Origin of the sequence: Sphingopyxis sp. OPL5 (assembly GCF_003797775.2) — a bacterium.
In the GTDB taxonomy this organism is placed as follows: Bacteria; Pseudomonadota; Alphaproteobacteria; order Sphingomonadales; family Sphingomonadaceae; genus Sphingopyxis.
Genome location: NZ_CP060725.1, coordinates 966,698 through 985,398, shown reverse-complemented (window position 1 = coordinate 985,398; position 18,701 = coordinate 966,698). Strand labels below are relative to the sequence as shown.

19 protein-coding genes and 1 pseudogene are annotated in these 18,701 nt (G+C 67.1%); 6 read left to right on the top strand and 14 right to left on the bottom strand.

What is annotated here, in order from left to right:
• Nucleotides 1-12: 12 nt before the first annotated feature.
• The 7 genes from EEB18_RS04825 to EEB18_RS04795 form a co-directional block, all read right to left on the bottom strand.
• Nucleotides 13-765, bottom strand: coding sequence for an alpha/beta fold hydrolase (locus EEB18_RS04825; protein WP_187141671.1), 753 nt, complete (start codon nt 763-765; stop codon nt 13-15).
• Between the two features lie 5 nt (nt 766-770).
• The gene (locus EEB18_RS04820; RefSeq protein ID WP_187141670.1) at nt 771-1,025 is read right to left on the bottom strand and encodes a DUF6356 family protein; all 255 of its coding nucleotides are present in this window, start codon (nt 1,023-1,025) and stop codon (nt 771-773) included.
• 158 nt (nt 1,026-1,183) lie between these two features.
• Nucleotides 1,184-2,113 (bottom strand): alpha/beta fold hydrolase, encoded by a 930-nt coding sequence (locus EEB18_RS04815; RefSeq protein WP_187141669.1) that lies wholly within the window; start codon nt 2,111-2,113, stop codon nt 1,184-1,186.
• A gap of 4 nt (nt 2,114-2,117) precedes the next feature.
• Entirely contained in the window at nt 2,118-2,309 is a 192-nt protein-coding gene (locus EEB18_RS04810) for a helix-turn-helix transcriptional regulator (RefSeq protein WP_056348973.1), read from the bottom strand.
• A complete protein-coding gene (locus EEB18_RS04805; protein ID WP_056348976.1) occupies nt 2,306-2,719 on the bottom strand; it encodes a hypothetical protein in 414 nt (137 codons plus the stop codon). Before EEB18_RS04805 ends, EEB18_RS04810 begins: the two co-directional genes overlap by 4 nt.
• Before the next feature lie 3 nt (nt 2,720-2,722).
• Nucleotides 2,723-2,896, bottom strand: coding sequence for a hypothetical protein (locus EEB18_RS04800; RefSeq protein ID WP_187141668.1), 174 nt, complete (start codon nt 2,894-2,896; stop codon nt 2,723-2,725).
• 112 nt (nt 2,897-3,008) lie between these two features.
• A complete protein-coding gene (locus EEB18_RS04795; RefSeq protein ID WP_187141667.1) occupies nt 3,009-3,410 on the bottom strand; it encodes a MerC domain-containing protein in 402 nt (133 codons plus the stop codon).
• Between the two features lie 146 nt (nt 3,411-3,556).
• Between EEB18_RS04795 and thrS the strand changes: the two genes are divergently transcribed.
• From thrS to EEB18_RS04775, 4 genes are read left to right on the top strand one after another with little or no spacing between them, the layout of a single operon-like run.
• Nucleotides 3,557-5,560, top strand: coding sequence for a threonine--tRNA ligase (thrS, locus tag EEB18_RS04790; RefSeq protein WP_187141666.1), 2,004 nt, complete (start codon nt 3,557-3,559; stop codon nt 5,558-5,560).
• Nucleotides 5,561-5,604: 44 nt separating this feature from the next.
• On the top strand, nt 5,605-6,438 hold the full coding sequence (locus EEB18_RS04785; protein WP_187141665.1) for a metallophosphoesterase: 834 nt from the start codon (nt 5,605-5,607) through the stop codon (nt 6,436-6,438).
• A 44-nt stretch (nt 6,439-6,482) separates the two neighbouring features.
• Nucleotides 6,483-8,429: a hypothetical protein gene (locus EEB18_RS04780; protein ID WP_187141664.1), complete on the top strand. Its 1,947-nt coding sequence runs from the start codon at nt 6,483-6,485 to the stop codon at nt 8,427-8,429.
• Nucleotides 8,426-9,187: a sulfite exporter TauE/SafE family protein gene (locus EEB18_RS04775; RefSeq protein WP_187141663.1), complete on the top strand. Its 762-nt coding sequence runs from the start codon at nt 8,426-8,428 to the stop codon at nt 9,185-9,187. Before EEB18_RS04780 ends, EEB18_RS04775 begins: the two co-directional genes overlap by 4 nt.
• Here the strand turns inward: EEB18_RS04775 and EEB18_RS04770 are convergent.
• Nucleotides 9,184-11,685: an ABC transporter permease gene (locus EEB18_RS04770; protein ID WP_187141662.1), complete on the bottom strand. Its 2,502-nt coding sequence runs from the start codon at nt 11,683-11,685 to the stop codon at nt 9,184-9,186. The two genes, EEB18_RS04775 and EEB18_RS04770, sit on opposite strands and share 4 nt — an antisense overlap.
• Complete coding sequence (locus EEB18_RS04765; RefSeq protein WP_187141661.1) at nt 11,685-12,401, bottom strand: ABC transporter ATP-binding protein; 717 nt, start codon at nt 12,399-12,401, stop codon at nt 11,685-11,687. The genes EEB18_RS04770 and EEB18_RS04765 overlap by 1 nt, the downstream gene beginning before the upstream one ends.
• 16 nt (nt 12,402-12,417) lie before the next feature.
• Between EEB18_RS04765 and EEB18_RS04760 the strand changes: the two genes are divergently transcribed.
• Nucleotides 12,418-13,131: an arylesterase gene (locus EEB18_RS04760; protein WP_187141660.1), complete on the top strand. Its 714-nt coding sequence runs from the start codon at nt 12,418-12,420 to the stop codon at nt 13,129-13,131.
• An 89-nt stretch (nt 13,132-13,220) separates the two neighbouring features.
• Here EEB18_RS04760 and EEB18_RS04755 read toward each other — a convergent pair whose 3' ends face one another.
• A complete protein-coding gene (locus EEB18_RS04755; protein WP_187141659.1) occupies nt 13,221-13,868 on the bottom strand; it encodes an MOSC domain-containing protein in 648 nt (215 codons plus the stop codon).
• Between the two features lie 135 nt (nt 13,869-14,003).
• On the opposite strand from EEB18_RS04755, the pseudogene EEB18_RS04750 reads away from it, so the two are divergent.
• Nucleotides 14,004-15,068 (top strand): annotated as a pseudogene (locus tag EEB18_RS04750) (L,D-transpeptidase).
• 333 nt (nt 15,069-15,401) lie between these two features.
• On the opposite strand, the gene EEB18_RS04745 reads toward EEB18_RS04750, so the two are convergent.
• The 4 genes from EEB18_RS04745 to EEB18_RS04730 all read right to left on the bottom strand — a co-directional run bounded on the left by EEB18_RS04745 (nt 15,402) and on the right by EEB18_RS04730 (nt 18,646).
• On the bottom strand, nt 15,402-15,860 hold the full coding sequence (locus EEB18_RS04745) for an outer membrane protein (protein WP_187141658.1): 459 nt from the start codon (nt 15,858-15,860) through the stop codon (nt 15,402-15,404).
• 149 nt (nt 15,861-16,009) lie between these two features.
• Nucleotides 16,010-17,254 (bottom strand): 23S rRNA (adenine(2503)-C(2))-methyltransferase RlmN, encoded by a 1,245-nt coding sequence (rlmN, locus tag EEB18_RS04740; protein ID WP_056349002.1) that lies wholly within the window; start codon nt 17,252-17,254, stop codon nt 16,010-16,012.
• A gap of 77 nt (nt 17,255-17,331) precedes the next feature.
• Nucleotides 17,332-17,676 (bottom strand): hypothetical protein, encoded by a 345-nt coding sequence (locus EEB18_RS04735; RefSeq protein ID WP_056349005.1) that lies wholly within the window; start codon nt 17,674-17,676, stop codon nt 17,332-17,334.
• A gap of 226 nt (nt 17,677-17,902) precedes the next feature.
• Nucleotides 17,903-18,646 carry an SDR family oxidoreductase gene (locus EEB18_RS04730; RefSeq protein ID WP_187141657.1) on the bottom strand — a complete coding sequence of 248 codons (744 nt, stop codon included), beginning with the start codon at nt 18,644-18,646 and terminating at the stop codon, nt 17,903-17,905.
• Nucleotides 18,647-18,701: the final 55 nt, after the last annotated feature.

Genomic DNA, 18,701 nt, shown 5'->3' with positions numbered 1-18,701 from the left:
TGATCCTTCGGGTTAGCGGGTGAGCCGCGCGACGGCGTCGACCAGCAGCGCGATATCGGTGTCGCGCGACAACCGGTGGTCGCCGCCCTTGACGAGCGTCACCTGGACATCGTCGCTGGTCAGCGCCGCGGCGAGGCGCAGGCTGATCTCGGGCGGCACATCGCCGTCCTCCTGCCCGTGGAGCAGGCGGACCGGGCAGGCGAGGGCGATGGGGGCATCGAGCAGGCGGTTCACCTCGCCCGACTGCCAGAAGCCGCGCGTCGTGACATAGGGCTGGTCGCTGTACGATGTGTCTTCGCGAAGCTGCCCTTCGGCGAGGATGATCGCTTTCTCTTCGGCGGTGAAACCCCAGTCGGTGAAGTCGGGCGCCGCCGCTATGCCGACGAGTCCCGCGACGCGCCCCGGTCCGTCGCGCGCGGTCAGCGCCAGCGCGGCGAGCAGCATCAGCCAGCCGCCCATCGACGATCCGACGATGATCACCGGCCCCACGACCTTCGCGTCGATCAGGTCGAGCACGTCGCCGCGCCAGTCGAGCAATGTCTGTTCGGCGAACAACCCGTCCGACAATCCGCATCCGGCATAGTCGAGGAGCAGGCACGCGCGCCCTTCGGCGGCCGCCCGGTCGAACAGCGCGGTCGCCTTGCCGCCCGCCATGTCGGACATGTAACCGGGCAGGAAGACGATCGTCGGGCCCGCACCCGCGACATGGCGGTACGCCAGCCGCGGTCGTGCCGCGCGGTCGAGATAGTCGATGGCGCCGGTCACGCCGGTCAGATCACCCAGTCGATGGTGCTCATCTGCATCACGGCCTGCCCCTTGGCGCGGCGCTGTTCGACCATGATCTTGTTGAGCCGCGAAATCGTGTCGCTGCCGGTGGTGATGCACCAGCCGGGGACCACCGCATGGACCAGCGCGCACATCCCGCCCCAGATCATCGTCACGCCGAATTTCGACGCGACCCCGAAATGCTCGATGTAATTTTCATTGACGCTCTTGGGATGGTCGACGAACAGGCGCTTGAACATGGGGGAGGCTCCTTTTCCGTGCCCGTCGCCCTAGCGGGGGCGCGCGAAGGGGGCAACCAAAAGCCTCGTCATTGCGAGGAGCCGAAGGCGACGCGGCAATCCAGAGCAGGCGTACACCGCTCTGGATTGCTCCGTTACGCTCGCAATGACGAGCTCGGCTACTCCCCCAGAAACCCTTCCACCGCCTTCGCAAAAGCCTCGGGCTGGTCGAGCATGATGAAGTGGCGGCTCCCCGTCACCATCTGCGCCTTGAAGTGCGCCAGCCCCGCATATTGCGGCTCGAACGCCGCCTTCGCCTGCCCGGCGGGCATCAGGCTTTCGTCCTGCGCATAGAGCAGGGTCACCGGCGCGCTCACCGCCGCCAGTTCGCCGCGCATGTCGGTGGTCATCACGTCGCGGAAGACTTGTGCCGTAACCCGCGCGTCGGCCTCGCGCATCCAGCCGGCGATCGCGGTGCGTCCGGCCGCCGTGTTCGACATACCGCCCGCCATGCTCGCCGGTCCGGGGTCGACGACCGGCCCGGTCGGTGCGGGCTGGCCATATTGCGCGCGCATCATCGCCGCCATCTGGTCGGCCTGCGGCGTCACGCTGTCGATCGTCGCAGCGGGATTGAAGAGCAGCCCGATGAACGGCACCGCGTCGACGATCATCAGCCTGCCGACCTCCTGCGGTGCGCGCGCCGCGACCATCAACCCGGTCAGGCCGCCCATCGAATGGCCGATCACCGCCGGTGCCGGGCGCCCGGCATCGGTGATGCAATCGTCGATATAGTCGGCGACTTCGGTCACCACGCCGTCCAGCACCGGGCCTTCGGCATTGACGCCGGCGTCGTCACCGAAACCACGAATCTGGACAAGGTGCAGGCGGTATTTTCCTTTCAGCCGCGCGGCGGTCGCGTTCCATACGGCGCGCGGGCTCGACAGGCCGGGGATTAGCACGACATCCGGACCTTCGCCCTCGACCAGCACGGTGATGCGTTTGCCGTCATTGAGGCCCGCGGGACATGCCTCGGCGGCCTCGGCGCGCGCGCCGATGAGCAACGCGATCCCCAGGATGAACGGGGCGGCGACGGAAAAGCGATGTTTCATGGCTTCAATCTCTCTGGAAAATCTCTTCGATGCGCATCTCGAACAGGTCGGCGATGCGAAAGGCGAGGGGGAGCGAGGGGTCGTATTTGCCGGTCTCGATCGCGTTGACCGACTGGCGCGACACCTCCAGACGCTCGGCGAGGTCCTGCTGGCTCCAGTCGCGCTCGGCGCGCAGGACCTTCAGGCGGTTCTTCACGGACAGGCCCCGCTGTCGCCCAGCGTCAGCCGGTTGAACAGCGCGCCGACACCGAGGCCGAGGCACCAGACGGGAAAGACCCAGAACAGCGGGATGCGCGGCACGTCGGTATAGAGTTCCAATATGCCCCAGGTCGCGGTCAGCGCGAGCGTCAGCCCGGTCGCGACCAGCGCCTTGCGCACCTCGAGCATCCGGACATATTCGTCCTTCAGCTCGGTGAAATAGCGGCCGATCGCCCAGATGAAGCCGAGGATCGCGAGGCCGGGGACCAGCGCGATGCCGACGGTCAGCGGCGTTGCCGTCGCGCCCTTGGGGATGATCGCGCTCGCGGCGAAGATCGCGGCGACATAGGCGATCGAGACGGGGATCATCCGGCCGATATAGCGGCGCTGCGCGGGATTCATTGCCATGGCTCAGGCCGCCCGGGCGCAGCGGTGGCGCGATCCCGCAAGGGTCGCGACCATCACCAGCGGCAGCACGGTGACGAGCATATTGGCCGTCGCCGCCGGAACGATCCCCGCCGCCCCGGCGAGCGCGATCAGCAAGATGGCGATGGCCCAGGGCAGGGCACGAAGCATTTGCGGCATTGGTCAAGCTCCCTTGTTATTCAGTCAAGGAACATTGACACCATGAGTCGTCTTTGTCAAGCAACATTGACATAATGACAAGGTCGCTATGGACGGACTGCGCCGGCCCGGTTCAGATGTGATGGCTCAACCGCCAGTTGGCGAGGTGCGCGCCGGCCAGCGCGAGCGCACCGATCGAGGTGAGCAGCCGGTCGGTGGCGGCGGGATCGGCGAAGCCCATCCAGCCTTCGTGCGCCGCCAGCCCCAGCGCGAGGAGGCCGAGCCCCGCCGCCGCGGCCAGTGGCGGGGCGATGCGACCGTGCCGCCGCCACCCGGCCCGCATCGCCGCGAAGGCCGCAGGCAGCGCGAGCGTCAGGATCGCGGCGTGCGTCCATTCGGGCAGCGCGATCCAGTGGCCGAGCGCGGGAGCCAGGAGGAGCAACATCGGCAGCGCGAGACAGTGAATCAGACAGGTCGACGACAGCGCCAGGCCGATCAGGTCGGCGAGGCGCGGGCGCGCGGCGGAAAAGGACATGAGGCGGCTTTCGCGGGAGGTCGGTGCTGCTAGATAATGATACAATGTAACATTGCAAGCCCGATTGCGAATCCGCCCCTTGCCGCTCCTATCGCATACTGGCAAAGGGGCGCTGTTTTACCCCGCCAGAAAGGCCGATTTTCCCGATGTCCCAGATGATCCGCGTCACCCTTCCCGATGGCTCTGCCCGTGAAGTCGCGCGCGGGACTACCCCGGCCCAGATCGCCGCCGACATCGGACCCGGCCTCGCCAAGGCCGCGCTCGCCGCGAAGATCGACGGCGAGCTGCGCGACATCATGCGCCCGCTGGAGGAAGACACCAACTTGTCGCTGGTCACCAGCCGCGACGAGGCCGACGCGCTCGAACTCTTTCGCCACGACTTTGCGCATGTCCTCGCCGAAGCGGTGCAGAACCTGTTTCCGGGCACGCAGATCACCTTCGGCCCGTCGACGGGCGACGGCTTCTACTACGACTTCGCCCCGACCGCCGAGCATGGTCCGTTCCGCGACGACGAACTGCCGCTGATCGAGGAGGAGATGCGCAAGATCATCGCCGCCGACCTGCCGCTGACGCGCGAGGTGTGGGAGCGTGACAAGCTGATCGCCAAATGGGCGGCCGAGGGCGAGACGTTTAAGGCCGAATGGGCGCACGAACTGCCCGAGGGCGAGGAACTTACCGTCTACCGCAGCGGCGACGGCTGGATGGACATGTGCCGCGGCCCGCACCTGGCCTCGACGGGCAAGCTCGACCCCGCCGCGTTCAAGCTGACGCGCGTCTCGGGCGCCTATTGGCGCGGCGACCAGAAGAATGCGCAGCTCAGCCGCATCTACGGCACCGGCTGGCTCAACAAGAAGCAGCTGGCCGAGCATCTCGTCCGGCTCGAGGAGGCCGCGAAGCGCGACCATCGCAAGATTGGCCGCGAAATGGACCTGTTCCACCTGCAGGAGGAAGCGCACGGCAGCGTCTTCTGGCACCCCAAGGGCTATCGCATCTACCGCGAGCTCGAAGCCTATATGCGCCGCGCGATCGACGGCTCGGGCTATCAGGAGGTCAAGACTCCGCAGGTGATGGACGCGCGCCAGTGGGAGCAATCGGGCCACTGGGGCAAATATCGCGAAAATATGTTCGTCATCCCCGACGAGGTCCCGAACATCGAGGATGACGGCCCGATCGTCTCCGACGATGCCGAGTGGATGGCATTGAAGCCGATGAACTGCCCCGCGCACGTCCTGATCTTCCGTCAGGGCATGAAGTCGTATCGCGACCTGCCGCTGCGCATGGCCGAAATGGGCTGTTGCCACCGCAACGAACCGCATGGCGCGCTGCACGGCATCATGCGTGTGCGCCAGTTCACGCAGGACGACGGTCATATCTTCTGCCGCGAAGACCAGATCGTCGATGAAGTGCGCGATTTCTGCGCGCTGCTCGACCGCGTCTACAAGCAGCTCGGGTTCGAAAAATATGCGGTGAAGCTCGCGCTGCGCCCCGACATGCGCTTCGGCACCGAAGAAATGTGGGACAAGGCCGAGGCCGAGCTTCGCGAAGCCGTCGAGCGCGCCGGCATGGCGACCGAGGAATATGGCTGGGAAGAACTGCCGGGCGAGGGCGCCTTCTATGCGCCCAAGCTCGAATTCCACCTGACCGACGCGATCGGCCGCACCTGGCAGTGCGGGACGATCCAGTCCGACCGCGTGATGCCCGAACGTCTCGATGCGAGCTATATCGGCGAGGATGGCGAGCGCCATCGCCCGGTGATGCTCCACCGCGCGATCCTTGGCACTTACGAGCGCTTCATCGGCATCCTCATCGAGCATTTCGCCGGCCGCTTCCCGACCTGGCTCGCGCCGGTGCAGGCTGTCGTCGCGACGATCGTCAGCGACGCCGACGCTTATGCCAAGGACGCGGTGGCCCAGCTCGTCGCGGCGGGCATTCGCGCCGAAAGCGACGTCCGCAACGAGAAGATCAACTACAAGGTCCGCGAACACAGCCTCGCCAAGGTTCCCTACCTGCTGGTGGTCGGCAATCGCGAGGCCGAGGAAGGCACGGTTGCGATCCGCACCCTCGGTCAGGACGGCCAGCGCATCATGCCGCTCGCCGAGGCGATCGCGATGCTCAAGGGCGAGGCGACCCCGCCCGACCTGCGCGGTTGAGCGCGGCGCCAAAGCGTCGGCCGCGCCGGTGGCTGCGCTGGCTGATGCTGCTGGCGTTGATCGGTGCCGCGCTGATCGCCAAGGGCGTGTGGAACGCGTCGCGCGATCCGATCGTGCGCACCGCAACGCTGGCGCTCGCCGACTGGCCGGCGGGCGAACCGCCGCTCCGGGTACTGCTGATCTCCGATACCCATGTCGCGGGTCCCGACATGCCGCCCGAACGGCTGCGCGCGGTCCTGCGCCGGCTGAATGCGCTCGATCCCGACCTGATCCTGCTCGCGGGCGATTTCCACAGCGGCAAGACCCTCGCGACGCGCCATTACTCGGCCGCCGAACTCACCGCGCCCTTCGCCGAGGCGAAAGCGCGGCTCGGGGTGGTCGCGGTGCTCGGCAACCATGATTACTGGTTTCAGCCCGAACCGATCGCGAAGGGACTGGAAGCCGCGGGCGTCACCGTACTGCGCAATGGCGCGGTGCGGCGCGGGCCGCTGATCGTCGGCGGGATCGACGACGAGGTCACCAACCACGCGCGCCTGACACGCGCCTATGCCGCGATGGATGCGCTCGGCGGCGGACCGCGCATCATGGTCAGCCACAGTCCCGATATCGTCCCCGACCTGCGCGCGCCGGTCGATGCCGTGTTCGCCGGCCACACCCATTGCGGCCAGATCGCGCTGCCGCTGGTCGGCGCGCTCAGCTACGCGTCGAAATATGGCGACCGCTTCGCCTGCGGCGCGATGACCGACCATGGCCAGAAAATCTTCGTCGGAGCGGGGCTGGGCACCAGCATCTTGCCGCTACGCTATGGCGCGCCGCCCGACGTCTGGCTGGTCACCTTGCAGGGGCGGAGCGGCGCCACGCGATTACCGGCTTCTTAAGCGCATCGAAATAAAGACGGCTGGTCATGGGGAGAGGGGGTGTGATGGACAGCGAAGCCGTAGCGATGCCGGCGCACGGGTCGCAACGTATCGACGAAGAGGATATTCGGCTGACCACCGGCTTCGCCGATATCTTTACCGCGGTCATATTGGTCGTCGGCTTTATACTGCTCGGCGGGATGACGGCGCAAAGCGGGATCGGGCCCTTGATCGCGGCGGGTGCGGCCTGGGCGCTGACGCCGCCGCTCGTCGTCCGCCGCCAATTCGCCGCCTGCGCGATCGCGCTGGCCATGATCACTTTCCTCGCTGTCCTCGCTGTGCTCGCGCCGTGGATAGGCGGCTATGCCGCGCTGCCGGCGGCGGCGGCGATGGCGGGTTATTGGTTCGTTTTTCGCGTTCCGATCGCGGCAGCGCTCGGCTTCATCGGTGTCGTGCTTGGGGTGCTGGGCATCAACCTGCAATTCTACAATCTCGGCCTCTTCGGCGGAGGATGGTCCGGCTATGGTCCTGCGATCCTCGCAGGTGCGCTGCTCTTCGCGATCGCCATGGCGTGGGACGCATCGGACCCGATGCGTCGAACGCGGCGATCCGACGTTGCCTTCTGGCTGCACCTCGCGTCGGCGCCCTTGCTCGTCCACGGGCTGTTCCTGTCGCTCGGCGTGTCGGCTTTCAACCTCGGCCAGGTCACCTCCTGGCCCGTCTTTTCGGTGTTCGCGGCACTGGCGCTCATCGGGGTCATCATTGACCGGCGCCCGATGCTGGTGTCGGGCTTCGCCTATCTGATCGGCGCAACGGCGTTGCTGCTCAATCGCGACAATGTCTTTCCCAATATCCTTGTCGCCTCCGCGATTTCGGGCGCGGCGATCCTGCTCCTCGCGGCTGGCTGGTCGCCGCTCCGCCGCTTCTTGCTGGGCCTGTTGCCCGACGGGCTGACGCGATATCTGCCGCCGCCAGCGATGGCCGGCCCCGCCGATCCGGTGACGCCCTTTTCGGACTCGGATACGAATACGGCGATGCCTGTGCCCGCGTCCGAAGCGCCCCGGCCCGCCGCCGAGCACGAACCCGTGCGCCTCATCCTGGGTTTCAACGATTATTTCGTCGCGCTGGGCGCGGGGGCCCTGTTCGTCGGCGCATTCGCTATAGGCGGGCTGATGGCGTACCGGCTGATCGGCGACGCTACCCCCTTCCGCCCGGAGGCCTATGGCGGGCCGTCGATCTGGCTGGTGATCGCGGTGCCCGCGGTCGCGATATGGGGAACGGCCGAATATTTCGTTCGCATCCGGCGTATGGCGTTGCCGGCACTGGTGCTGGCGACGCAGTACGCCCTCGTGTCGATGCTGGCGGGGCTGCTGTTCGCCTTTCGATCGGTATCGACCGGGCCGATGGCGTGGATGATCGGTTCGCCCGCACCGTCAGACGGCGCCCATGTCGGCGTCGCCTTGTTGATCGGACTGTGCATCGCGGCGGCGGCCGCCAATATCCTCTTCTGGTGGCGGCACCGCGTACCGGTCAGCCTCGCCTGGGCGGCGGCGATGCTCGTACCGCTGCTCTTTGCCGATTATCTGACGTCGCCCGATCTTTTTGACGGCCGGGGGAATTTCCCCTGGTGGCGGTTGGCGGTCGGGGGCGGCGCCGCCTTCGCTGCGGCATTGGCGATGGACCGTAGCGACCCCGTGCGCACGACGCAGCGGGCTGACATCGCTTTCTGGCTGCATCTGCTTGCGGCCTTGCTGTGGGTACCGGCGGTGGCGGTGATGGCGCGTGATGCTTTGCCTTCGGTGCCGACGGGAGCGATTCTTTTTGCGGCGGTGATCGCGCTGGCGCTGGTCACCGACCGACGTTTTCCGTTGCTCGTGGCTTTCCCTTTTGCTGTCGCGTCCGGACCCTGGAACGATGGCCCGATATTCGCCCTGCTTCTGGTCGGTCTGCTGCTGGCGCTGGTCCTGCGGTGGGAGGACATCCGCCGCCGCGTCGGGATCGCCGCCGCGTGACCGGCTGGACCAGTCTCGTCGACATCGCGCCGCTTACGCTCGCCGGCGCCGGCGCGATGACCTTCGCCGCCGCCTATGTGCGCGGGCTGACCGGCTTCGGCATGGCGATCATCCTCGTGCCGCTGCTCGGCCTCATCATCAGCCCGGCGGAAGCGGTGGTGCTCGGCATCCTGCTTCAGCTGCTGATCGGGCCGGTGGGCATCCGGATCATCATGGCCGATGCCGACCGCCAGACCGCGATCCCGATCGCGTTGCTTGCGATGGTGACGACCCCGCTCGGCATGGTCGCGCTCGACGCGACGCCGTCCGACGTCGCACGCCTGTTGATCACCCTCGCTGCCGTCGTAGCTTTCATCGCGGTGCTGCTGCCCAAGCATCCCGATGGCCACCGCCCGACGCGCGCGGCGGTGGCGGGCACCGGCTTCGCCTCGGGCATCCTCACCGGCTTCGCCGCGATGCCGGGGCCGCCGGTGGTGCCTTTCTATCTCCGCCGCTCGCTCGATCCCAGGGTCGCCCGCGCGTCGATGCTGCTGATCTTCTTCGCGACCGCGATCGCCGGTACGCTCGCCGCGCTCTGGGTCGGCATCGCGACATGGAAGCTGTTCCTGATTGCGCTGATCCTCTTCCCCCCGATGTGGCTCGGCAACCTCGTCGGCGCGCGCCACTTCGGCCGCGTCCCCGCGCATGTGTGGCAGGCGATGGTCGCCGCCGTGCTGGGTCTGGCGGCGGTGTCGGCGGCGGTGCGGTTGCTGGGCTAGAGGCTCCGCAGCGCGCTCGCCGGGCGCACCGACAGCAAAGGCCAGCTTCCCGCGATCCCGATCAGGAAGGCGAGTCCCGCCCCGCCGAGCAGGGTCATCCCGACCACGAACGGGTCGGGCGCAAAGGTGAAGTCGAACAGCTGGGTCACCACATACCAGCCCGCCGCCAGCCCGATGCCGAGCGACAGCGCCGCGAGGATCAGCGCCAGCACCGCATATTCCAGCCCCTGCGCCCCCAATATCTGCCCGCGCGTCGCGCCGAGCAGTTTCAGGATCACACTGTCATACACCCGCCGCTCGCGGCTCGCCGCGATCGCGCCGATCAGCACCGCGATGCCGGCGAGGATCGCGATGCTCGCCGCCGCCGCGATCGCCTGGCTCATCTGGGTCAGCAGGGTCGTGACCTGCCCGATCACGTCGCGCACCGCGATCAGCGACGCCGACGGGAAGGCGCGCGGAATGCTGCGCGCCAGCTCCGCCTCGGCCGCCGGCGGCACCGCGACCGTCGCGACCATATTGTGCGGCGCCGCGTCGAAGCTGCCCGGCGAAAAGACGAGCACATAGTTCAGCCCGAAATTGTCCCACTCGACGGTGCGGAACGACGCGACCTTGCCCTGCACCTCGACCCCCAGCACATTGACCGACAGCGTGTCGCCGATCTTGAGGCCCAGCGAGGTCGCGACCTCCGTCTCGACGCTGACCAGCGGCGGTCCCTTATAGTCGGCGGCCCACCATCGCCCGGCGGTGAGTTCGCTTCCGTTCGGCAGGGTGGGGCTGTACGTCAGCCCGCGGTCGCCGCGCAGCACCCACGCGCCCTCGGGCAGCTCGGCGAGTTCGTCGACGCGCTGCCCGGCAAATTCGGTGACGCTGCCGCGCAGCGCCGGGATCATATTGACCTCGGCATCGGGCGCCGCCTTGGTCACCATCGACCGGAATTCGGCAGCGCCGCCGCGCGGGATGTCGAGCACGAAGAAGCTCGGCGCGCGCTGCGGCACGGTGCGCGAAATCTCGGCGGTGATGCTCGTCTGGATCGCCGCGAGCGTCACGAACAAAGTCAGCCCCAGCCCCAGCGCCACCACCAGCGCCCCCGTCGCCGCACCCGGCCGGTGCAGGTTCGCCACCGCGAGACGCAGCAGCGGTTGCTTCGGCCGCGGTGCGAGGCTCGCCGCCTTGCGCACCAGCCAGCCGATGCCGACGAGCAGCAGCAGCAATCCGGAGGCGGCGCCGACAAAACCGAGCGCGAACAAAGGCTCGCGCGCCGTCCCGACCGCGAGCGCGATAATCGCCGCCAGCGCGGTGCCGACCGCCAAGATCGTGCGTTTCTCGGGCCGTGCCATGCCGTCGATCGTCGCGCGAAACAGCCCCGCCGCCGGCACCTGCCGCGTCGCCGCGAGCGGGGGCAGGGCGAAAGCGATCGCGATCAGCAGGCCGTAAGCCGCGCTGATCAGCAGCGGCAGCGGATAGATGGCGACCCCCGGCTTCACCGGCAAAACATCGCCCGCGACCGCCGAAATCGCCGCGGGCGCGAGCGCGCCGACGACGAGGCCGGCGAAGATCGACACCGCCGCGACCGCCAATATCTGCAGGCCGTAAATGCGCATCACCGTGCCGCTGTCGGCGCCGAGCACCTTCAGCGTCGCCAGCCCCGGCCGCTTGCCCGCAAGATAACTCGCGACGCCATTGCCGACCCCGATCCCGGCGATCACCAGCGCCGCGAGCCCGACCAGCGACAAAAACTGCCCCATGCGTTCGATGAAGCGCCGCGTTCCGGGCGCGCCATTGCTGCGGTCGGTAATCTCCCACCCCGCTTCGGGGAATTGTCCGGTCAGCCTTTTGCCGACCGCCTCGGGATTGGCGTCGTCGGGCAGGCGGACGCGATATTTGCTCTCATAGAGGCTGCCCGGCTGGATCAACTGCGTCGCCGCGAGATCGTTCAGCCCGATGATCGCCACCGGACCCAGCGTAAAGCCTTCGCCCAGCCGGTCGGGCTCCTCGGCGATGATGCCGTCGATGCGGAAGCTCTTGTCGCCGAACTTCACATTCTCGCCGACCTGCAGGTCGAGCCGCGACGCGAGGTCAGCGCCGACCCAGATCGCCCCCGCCGGCGGCGGCCCGCGCCGGACGCCGTTCTCCAGCCGCATCGTCCCGTAAAGCGGATAGGCGCCGTCGACCGCCTTCAACTCGGACAACAGAGCGTCGCCGTCGGGCGCATTCGCCATCGCGCGCATCCGCACCGTCGCCGATGCGTCGCCGGCCCCGCGAAACGCCGCCATCTCCTGCGCCGTCGCCTGCCGCTGCGGCAGCCCGAATTCGATGTCGCCGCCGAGGATCGTCTGTCCGCGCGTCTCGAGCTCCGACGTGATCCCGCGCGTCAAACTGCCGATCGCCGCGAGGGTCGCGACGCCGAGGAACAGGCACACGGCCAGCAGCCGCAGCCCGCGAATCCGTGCCGCGAGGTCACGCCGCGCGATACGCCAGAGCGAGGCAAGAGGGAGCATCAGCGCGGCGCCTTGCCGGCGCGTTCCTCGTCTATCCGCCCGTCGTGCATCACCAGCACCCGGTCGCAATGCTCGGCGAGGTCGGGATCGTGGGTGATGACGAGCAAGGTCGCGCCCAGCGCCTTGCCGCGCGCGAACAACAGGTCGACGATCGCATGGCCGGTCGCGGTGTCGAGATTGCCCGTCGGTTCGTCGGCGAACAGGATCGCGGGTTCGCCCGCCATCGCGCGCGCGATCGCGACGCGCTGCTGCTCGCCGCCCGACAATTGCGCGGGATAATGGGTCAGCCGGTGGCCGAGGCCGACGGCTTCGAGTTCGGCGGCCGCGCGCCCGAACGGGTCGGCATGGCCCGACAGTTCCAGCGGCACCGCGACATTCTCCAGCGCGGTCATCGTCGGCAACAGGTGGAACGCCTGCAGCACGATGCCGATCCGGCCGCGCCGCGCGCGCGCCAGCCCGTCCTCGTCTAATGTCGTGAAATCGGCCCCCGCGACATGGATCGTCCCGCCGCTTGCGCGTTCCAGCCCGGCGAGCACCGCCATCAGCGAGCTTTTGCCCGACCCCGACGGCCCGAGCAAAGCGACCGATTCCCCCGCGGCGACGCGCAGGTCGATGCCGCGCAAAATTTCGACGGGGGCCTTGTCGCTGCCGAGGGTCAGCGTCACATTATGGGCGGCGATCGCGGCGTCGGCCGGCGGTCGGGAAGGTTCGGTCAAGAAGGGACCCTTTGGAATGATCAAGGCCGGATGGCGCTCGTTTGCGATATATGGTTTCGGACTCGCGCTTTGCCAACCGCTCGCGGGTTGCGGATCGGCGGAAAACCCGGCGGCTTCGACGAAGGATGCCAGTGCTTCGACCAAGGTCGCCGCGATCCCCGCCGACGCCCCGCTCGTCATCGCCTTTGGTGACAGTCTTTACGCGGGGTACCAGCTCGGCCCCAAGGAAGGCCTCGCACCCCAGCTTCAGGCCGCGCTTGCCGCTGACGGCACGCCCGCGCGCGTCCAGAATGCCGGCGTTTCGGGCGATACCACCGCCGCCGGCCTGCAGCGCCTGACCTTCGTGCTCGACAATGCCAAGGTCAAACCCGCGCTCGTCCTGCTCGGGCTCGGCGGCAATGATATGCTGCGCGGGATCCGGCCCGCCGAGACGCGCGCCAATCTCGACGCGATGCTCGCCGAACTGAAAAAACGCGGCATCCCGGTCGTCCTCACCGGCATGATGGCTTCGCCGAACATGGGCAGCGACTATGCCACGGCGTTCAACCCGATCTATCCCGACCTCGCCGCCAAATATGGCGCCAGCCTCTATCCTTTCATCCTCGACAATGTCGTCACCGACAAGACGCTGATGCTGGGCGACAATGTCCACCCCAATGCCAAGGGCGTCGGGGTGATCGTCGAGGGCCTGGCGCCGCTGGTCGAGGACGCGCTGCCCGACGTGGACTGAACCACGTCATTGCGAGCGAAGCGAAGCAATCCAGAGTAGCGTAAACCGCTCTGGATTGCTTCGCTTCGCTCGCAATGACGAACCCCATTTTAAGCGAGCAATTTCCCTGCCCGCACCCGCCAGGTTTCGGCCAGCACATCCATCTCCGCCAGCTCGCGCAGCGCCGCGGGTTCGCGCTTGCCCGCGCCGCCGATCAACAGCCCGAACACCCGCGCGACGCTCCAGTCGGGCAACGGACGCCCCACCAGTTCCAACCGGTCGCCCGCCATGACCACGCCCTCTTCGACCACGCGATAATACCAGCCGCTGCGCTGCGTCCTGACCACCGTCGCGGGCACGCTCGCGACGCCGAAACGATGACCGAGCTTCCAGCACGGCTGGCGCCCTTGGCTGATCTCGACCAGCGCGCTGCCCAACCGGTAACGGTCGCCGATGCACGCTTCCTGCTCGACCAGCCCCGCGGTCGAGATATTCTCCCCGAACGCGCCGGGCGCACCAAGCAGTTCATGATCGTCCAGCGCGTCCGCCCACCAGGCATAATGATCGCGCGGATAATGGTGGATCGCCTTGTCGGTGCCGCCATGGACGGTGAGGTCGGCCTGCTCGTCGCCCGCGATGCCCAGCGGTCCGACCCGCAACGGCCCGATGACGGGGGTTTTGGCGATCGCGCTCGGCTCGCCCTTGTCGCCGAAAACGCGCGCCTTGCCGGTCAGCACCGCGTCGATCGCATAGCCCATGCCGCCCTCCTGTCGCGTCGCCCGGCCTCCGCGCTAGCGCCGCAGCAACGAGCAGACAAGCCGGGCCGGTACCCTGCCTTGCATCCATCGCGGGCGCACGACGTTGGTAAGCCGAACCCGTCACAGGAGCATCGCGTGAAAATTTTTGCCTGTTTGCCTGCCTTTATCCTCATTGCCGGATGCAATTCTCCCTCCGAAAGCCCGAATGACAAACCCACCGAGCGCGCCGCTGCGGCCGATTCCGGCACGCTCCGCTTTACCGATGCCAAGGCGACGACGCCCTTCGCCGAACCGCCGGTCCTGCGCGCGCAGGTGATCCTCGCCCAGCTCGGCTTTTCGCCGGGCGCGATCGACGGCAAGGAGGGGCAATCCTATGTCGCGGCGCTGCGTGGTTTCCAGGCGGCGCACGATCTCGACGAAAGCGGCAAGCTCGACGACGCGACGCTCGCGAAGATGCAGCAGTGGAACAATGTCGCCGCGACGCGCCTCGTCGTCATCCCCGCCGCCTTCGCGGCCGGACCCTTCGTTCCTGACTTTCCCGAGGACGCGGCCGATCAGGCGAAGCTTCCCGCGCTCGGCTATCGCAACCTGATGGAAGCGCTCGCCGAGCGCTTCCACACCACCCCCGAAACGATCGTCGCGCTCAACACCCCCGAAACGCCGGTCGGGGCGGGCAAGGTCCTGCGCGTGCCGAACATCCCCGACGTCGATCCGCTGCCCGCCGCCGACGATCCGCGCGGCTGGGGCGCGACCTTGCAGAAGCTGGGGGTCGCCGCGACCCAGCCAGCCGCCGACAAGCTGGTCGTCGACGAGAGCGAGGGCGTGCTCAAGGCCTATGACGCCGACGGAAAGCTCATTGCTTTATTTCCGGCGACGATGGGCAGCCATCGCGACCCGCTGCCGATCGGGACATGGAAGATCAAAGGGGTCAGCCGCAATCCCGACTTCCATTACAACCCCAAGCTGTTCTGAGACGTCAGCGACAACAAGGAGGCGCAATTGCTGCAACCCGGCCCCAACGGTCCGGTCGGGGTCGTCTGGCTCGACCTCAACAAGCCGCATTATGGCATCCACGGCACCAACGAACCCCACACCATCGGCCGCGCCGAAAGCCATGGCTGCGTCCGCCTCACCAACTGGGACGCCGCGCGCCTCGCACAGATGGTCAAGCCGGGCACGGCGGCGGTGTTCCAGAACTGACGGCGGTCGATATCGGGTGATGGTGGCGCTTGCGGAATCATCCCGGGACGACGGCTTTGGGGTGGGAGCGGACGGTCCTTAAATCCTCCCTGTCGCGCAGCGATGGGGAGGTGGCAGCGCGAAGCGCTGACGGAGGGGCCGACGCCGTAAGCGTCGCGCGACCTTTCGGCCCCTCCACCACGCCCTTCGGGCGCGGTCCCCCTCCCCATGGCTTCGCCACAGGGAGGATTTAAACGCCTGCTAACGCCCAGAACCCGCCATCCATCATCACCCCCAACGAAAAAGGGCGACCCCGCGGGGCCGCCCTTCCTGTTTCATTCGGTTTCCGAAAAATCAGAAAGCGAAGCCGACGCCGGCGACGAAGCTGTCGAAGTCGCCGAAGTTGCTGATGAACTGGTGGCGATATTCGACCTTGCCGTACACGTTCGAACCGAACTTGTGCTGGTAGCCGGCACCGACATAGGGATCGTCGATGTCGCTGAAGGTGTAACCACCGGTGGCGTACAGCTTGCCGCTCGTGCCGAGCTTGGCACCGATGCGGCCGCCGGCCGAGAACTGGACATCCGCGCCATCGACGAGGACCTTGTCGCCGGCGACTTCGGCGCCGACGAACGCGGTGCTGCCGAGGTCGAAATCATAGCCTGCTGCGAGGCCGAGCGTGCCTTCGTCGATCCCGTTGCCGGTGATCAGGCCGCCGCGAACTTCGACATGGCCTTCGCCGCCTTCGGCAGCGAACGAGGGGGTTGCGACAACGGCCGAGAGGAGAGCGGCTGCAACTGCGAATTTCTTCATTTTGTTTTCCTTTATTAGTGACGGGACGCGTCCCTTGGAACGCGACCCGCCGCCTAAATGGCGTTTTCGGCTGTCGCTTCAATGAACGGATCATTCAGATTGTGACAATTTTCTTACCTGTGTTGTTTTTGCAACACAGGGAGGGGTTGTCAGCCCAGTGCCGCCTGCTTCTCTTCCGCGATGCGGTCGAGTTCGGCGCGCGTCGGCTTGGTCGCGGCGCTTTTCAGCTGCCCGCACGCCGCCATGATGTCGCGCCCGCGCGGGGTGCGCACCGGCGCCGAAATCCCGCTCTTGAAGATCAGGTTGCTGAACGCGCGCACCCGCTCGGGCGTCGAACATTCGTACATGGCGCCGGGCCAGGGATTGAACGGAATCAGATTGACCTTGGCGTGCAGCCCATATTCCCGGATCAGCCGCACCAACTCGCGCGCATCGTCGTCGCTGTCGTTCTTGTCCTTCAGCATCACATATTCGAAGGTGATCCGCCGCGAATTGCCGGCGCCCGGATAGTCGGCGCACGCCTGCAGCAGTTCCTCGATGCCATATTTGCGGTTGAGCGGCACGATCTCGTCGCGGATTTCCTTCGATACCGCATGGAGCGACACCGCGAGGTTGACCCCGATCTCTTCGCCCGCGCGCGCCATCATCGGCACGACGCCGCTCGTCGACAGCGTGATCCGGCGCCGCGACAGCGCGAGGCCGTCGCCGTCCATGACGATCTTGAGCGCGCCCTTGACCTCTTCGAAATTATACAGCGGTTCACCCATGCCCATCATCACGATGTTGGTCAGGATGCGGCCGTCGGCGGTATAATGACCGCCTTCGTCCTCGTCGTCGTCCTCGGGATCGGGGCCAAAGCCGGCCATCGTGCCCTTGGGCCATTCGCCGAGTTCGTCGCGCGCCAGCATCACCTGCCCGACGATCTCGCCCGCCGCGAGGTTGCGCACCAGCCGCATCGTTCCGGTGTGACAGAAACGACAATTCAGCGTGCAGCCGACCTGGCTCGACACGCAGAGCGTTCCCCGATCGGCGTCGGGGATGAAGACCATCTCATATTCCTGGCCGTCGGCGGCGGCGAGCAGCCATTTGCGGGTGCCGTCGCTCGACACCTGCGCCTCGCGCACCGTCGGGCGGCCGATGATGAAGCGGTCGGTCAGCCACGGGCGCATCGTCTTGGCGATATCGGTCATCGCCTCGAAATCGGTGACCCCGCGGTGATAGATCCAGTGCCAGATCTGCTTGGCGCGCAGCTTCGCTGCCTTGGCGTCGAGTCCCGCCTCGACCAGCACGCCACCGATGGCGTCGCGGGTCAGCCCGACGAGGTCGATGCGGTTGCCGCCGCGCAAGGGGACGGTGCCCGTGGTAACGGGGTCGATATGGCCGGGGATCTGCATGATCGCGGCCCTATAGGGCGGAAGCCGCGTTTAGGCAATGACAAGCCCCTCCCCGTCAGGAGAGGGGCGGTGTGAGGTCAATGCGCGCGCGTCTCGCCCAGCGCTTCTTCGAACTGTTCGAGCGGGCCGACATGCTCCGCGGGCGGTTCCCCGGGGCATTTCGGGAAAATCGCGTCGAGCCGGCGTTTCAGTGTGTCGTCAAAGGTCGGCTGGTTCGAAATTCGGGCGTTGCTGACGGTCAGTTCGGAGCGGATCGCGCCCTTGATCCGTTCGAGCGCGTCGGGGTTCAAGATCCCGGCGTTGAGCAATTCCTCGCACAGCTGGATCAGCCCGACCGTCGTCGCGTGCGCGCGCAGGCCGATGAAATCGAGCGTCCGGTGCCGCTCGCGGGCTTCCGCATCACAGCGGCTTACTACAGTCATTCCGGCATCTCCCTCTCCATTGCCGTTGCGACCGAACGGCGCGCCGTGAGGGCGTCTTCCGTATCGTTCGAGGACGATCATGCGCCAATGGGGGAGGGGGGGCAAGCGCTTATGTAACTAAGTGTCCCATTCGGAGTGCGAAACACCCTCGTCATTGCGAGCGACGCGGCAATCCGGAGTGCGCGTCGCTCCGGATTGCTTCGCTTCGCTCGCAATGACCTGTGGCCTACAGCGACTTCAACATCCCCAGAACCGCGGGGACATTCCCGTTCGCCTCGGCATTGCGCAGCGGCAGGACATTCTGCACCAGGATTTCCGCAGGCGTCGGTTCGACCGCGAACAGGCTCATCACCTCGTCGGCGAACTCATCGAGCGGCATATAGCCCTCGCGCGTCGACTGGCCGGGGGTCAGGTCGGTGCGCACCGCGGGCGGTGCCAGTTCGATCACCTCGACCTTGCCCTCCAGTTGGATACGCAGCGCCACCGAATAGCTGTGCAGCGCCGCCTTGGTCGCCGAATAGGTCGGCGCCTTGGGCAGCGGCACGAACGCCAGCCCCGACGTCACATTGATGATCGCGGCATCCTGTTGCGCCGCCAGATGGTCGACCAGAGCGTCGGTCAGGCGGATCGGGCCGAGGATGTTGGTGACGACGGTCGCCTCGGCCTGCGCCAGGTCGCGCTTGGCGCTGGCATCCTCGGCGCTCATGATGCCGGCATTGTTCACCAAGATATTGAGCGCGGGAAAGCGCGCGACGATGTCCTTGGCGAAGGCCGCGATTGCATCGGCATCGGTGACGTCGAGCGTCACCGCCGCCATGTTCGCCCGCCCCGCGATCGCCGCGTCCAGCTTTGCGGCGTTGCGCCCGGTGATGATGACGCGGTTGCCCGCGTCGTGCCAGCGCTGCGCGAGCGCCAGCCCGATGCCCGAGCCGCCGCCCGAAACGAGGATGGTGTTGCCGGTAGTTTTCATGGTCTGTCTCCTTGGGGGATGGTGAGAAGACCCAAATACGCCTACACTCTCCAAA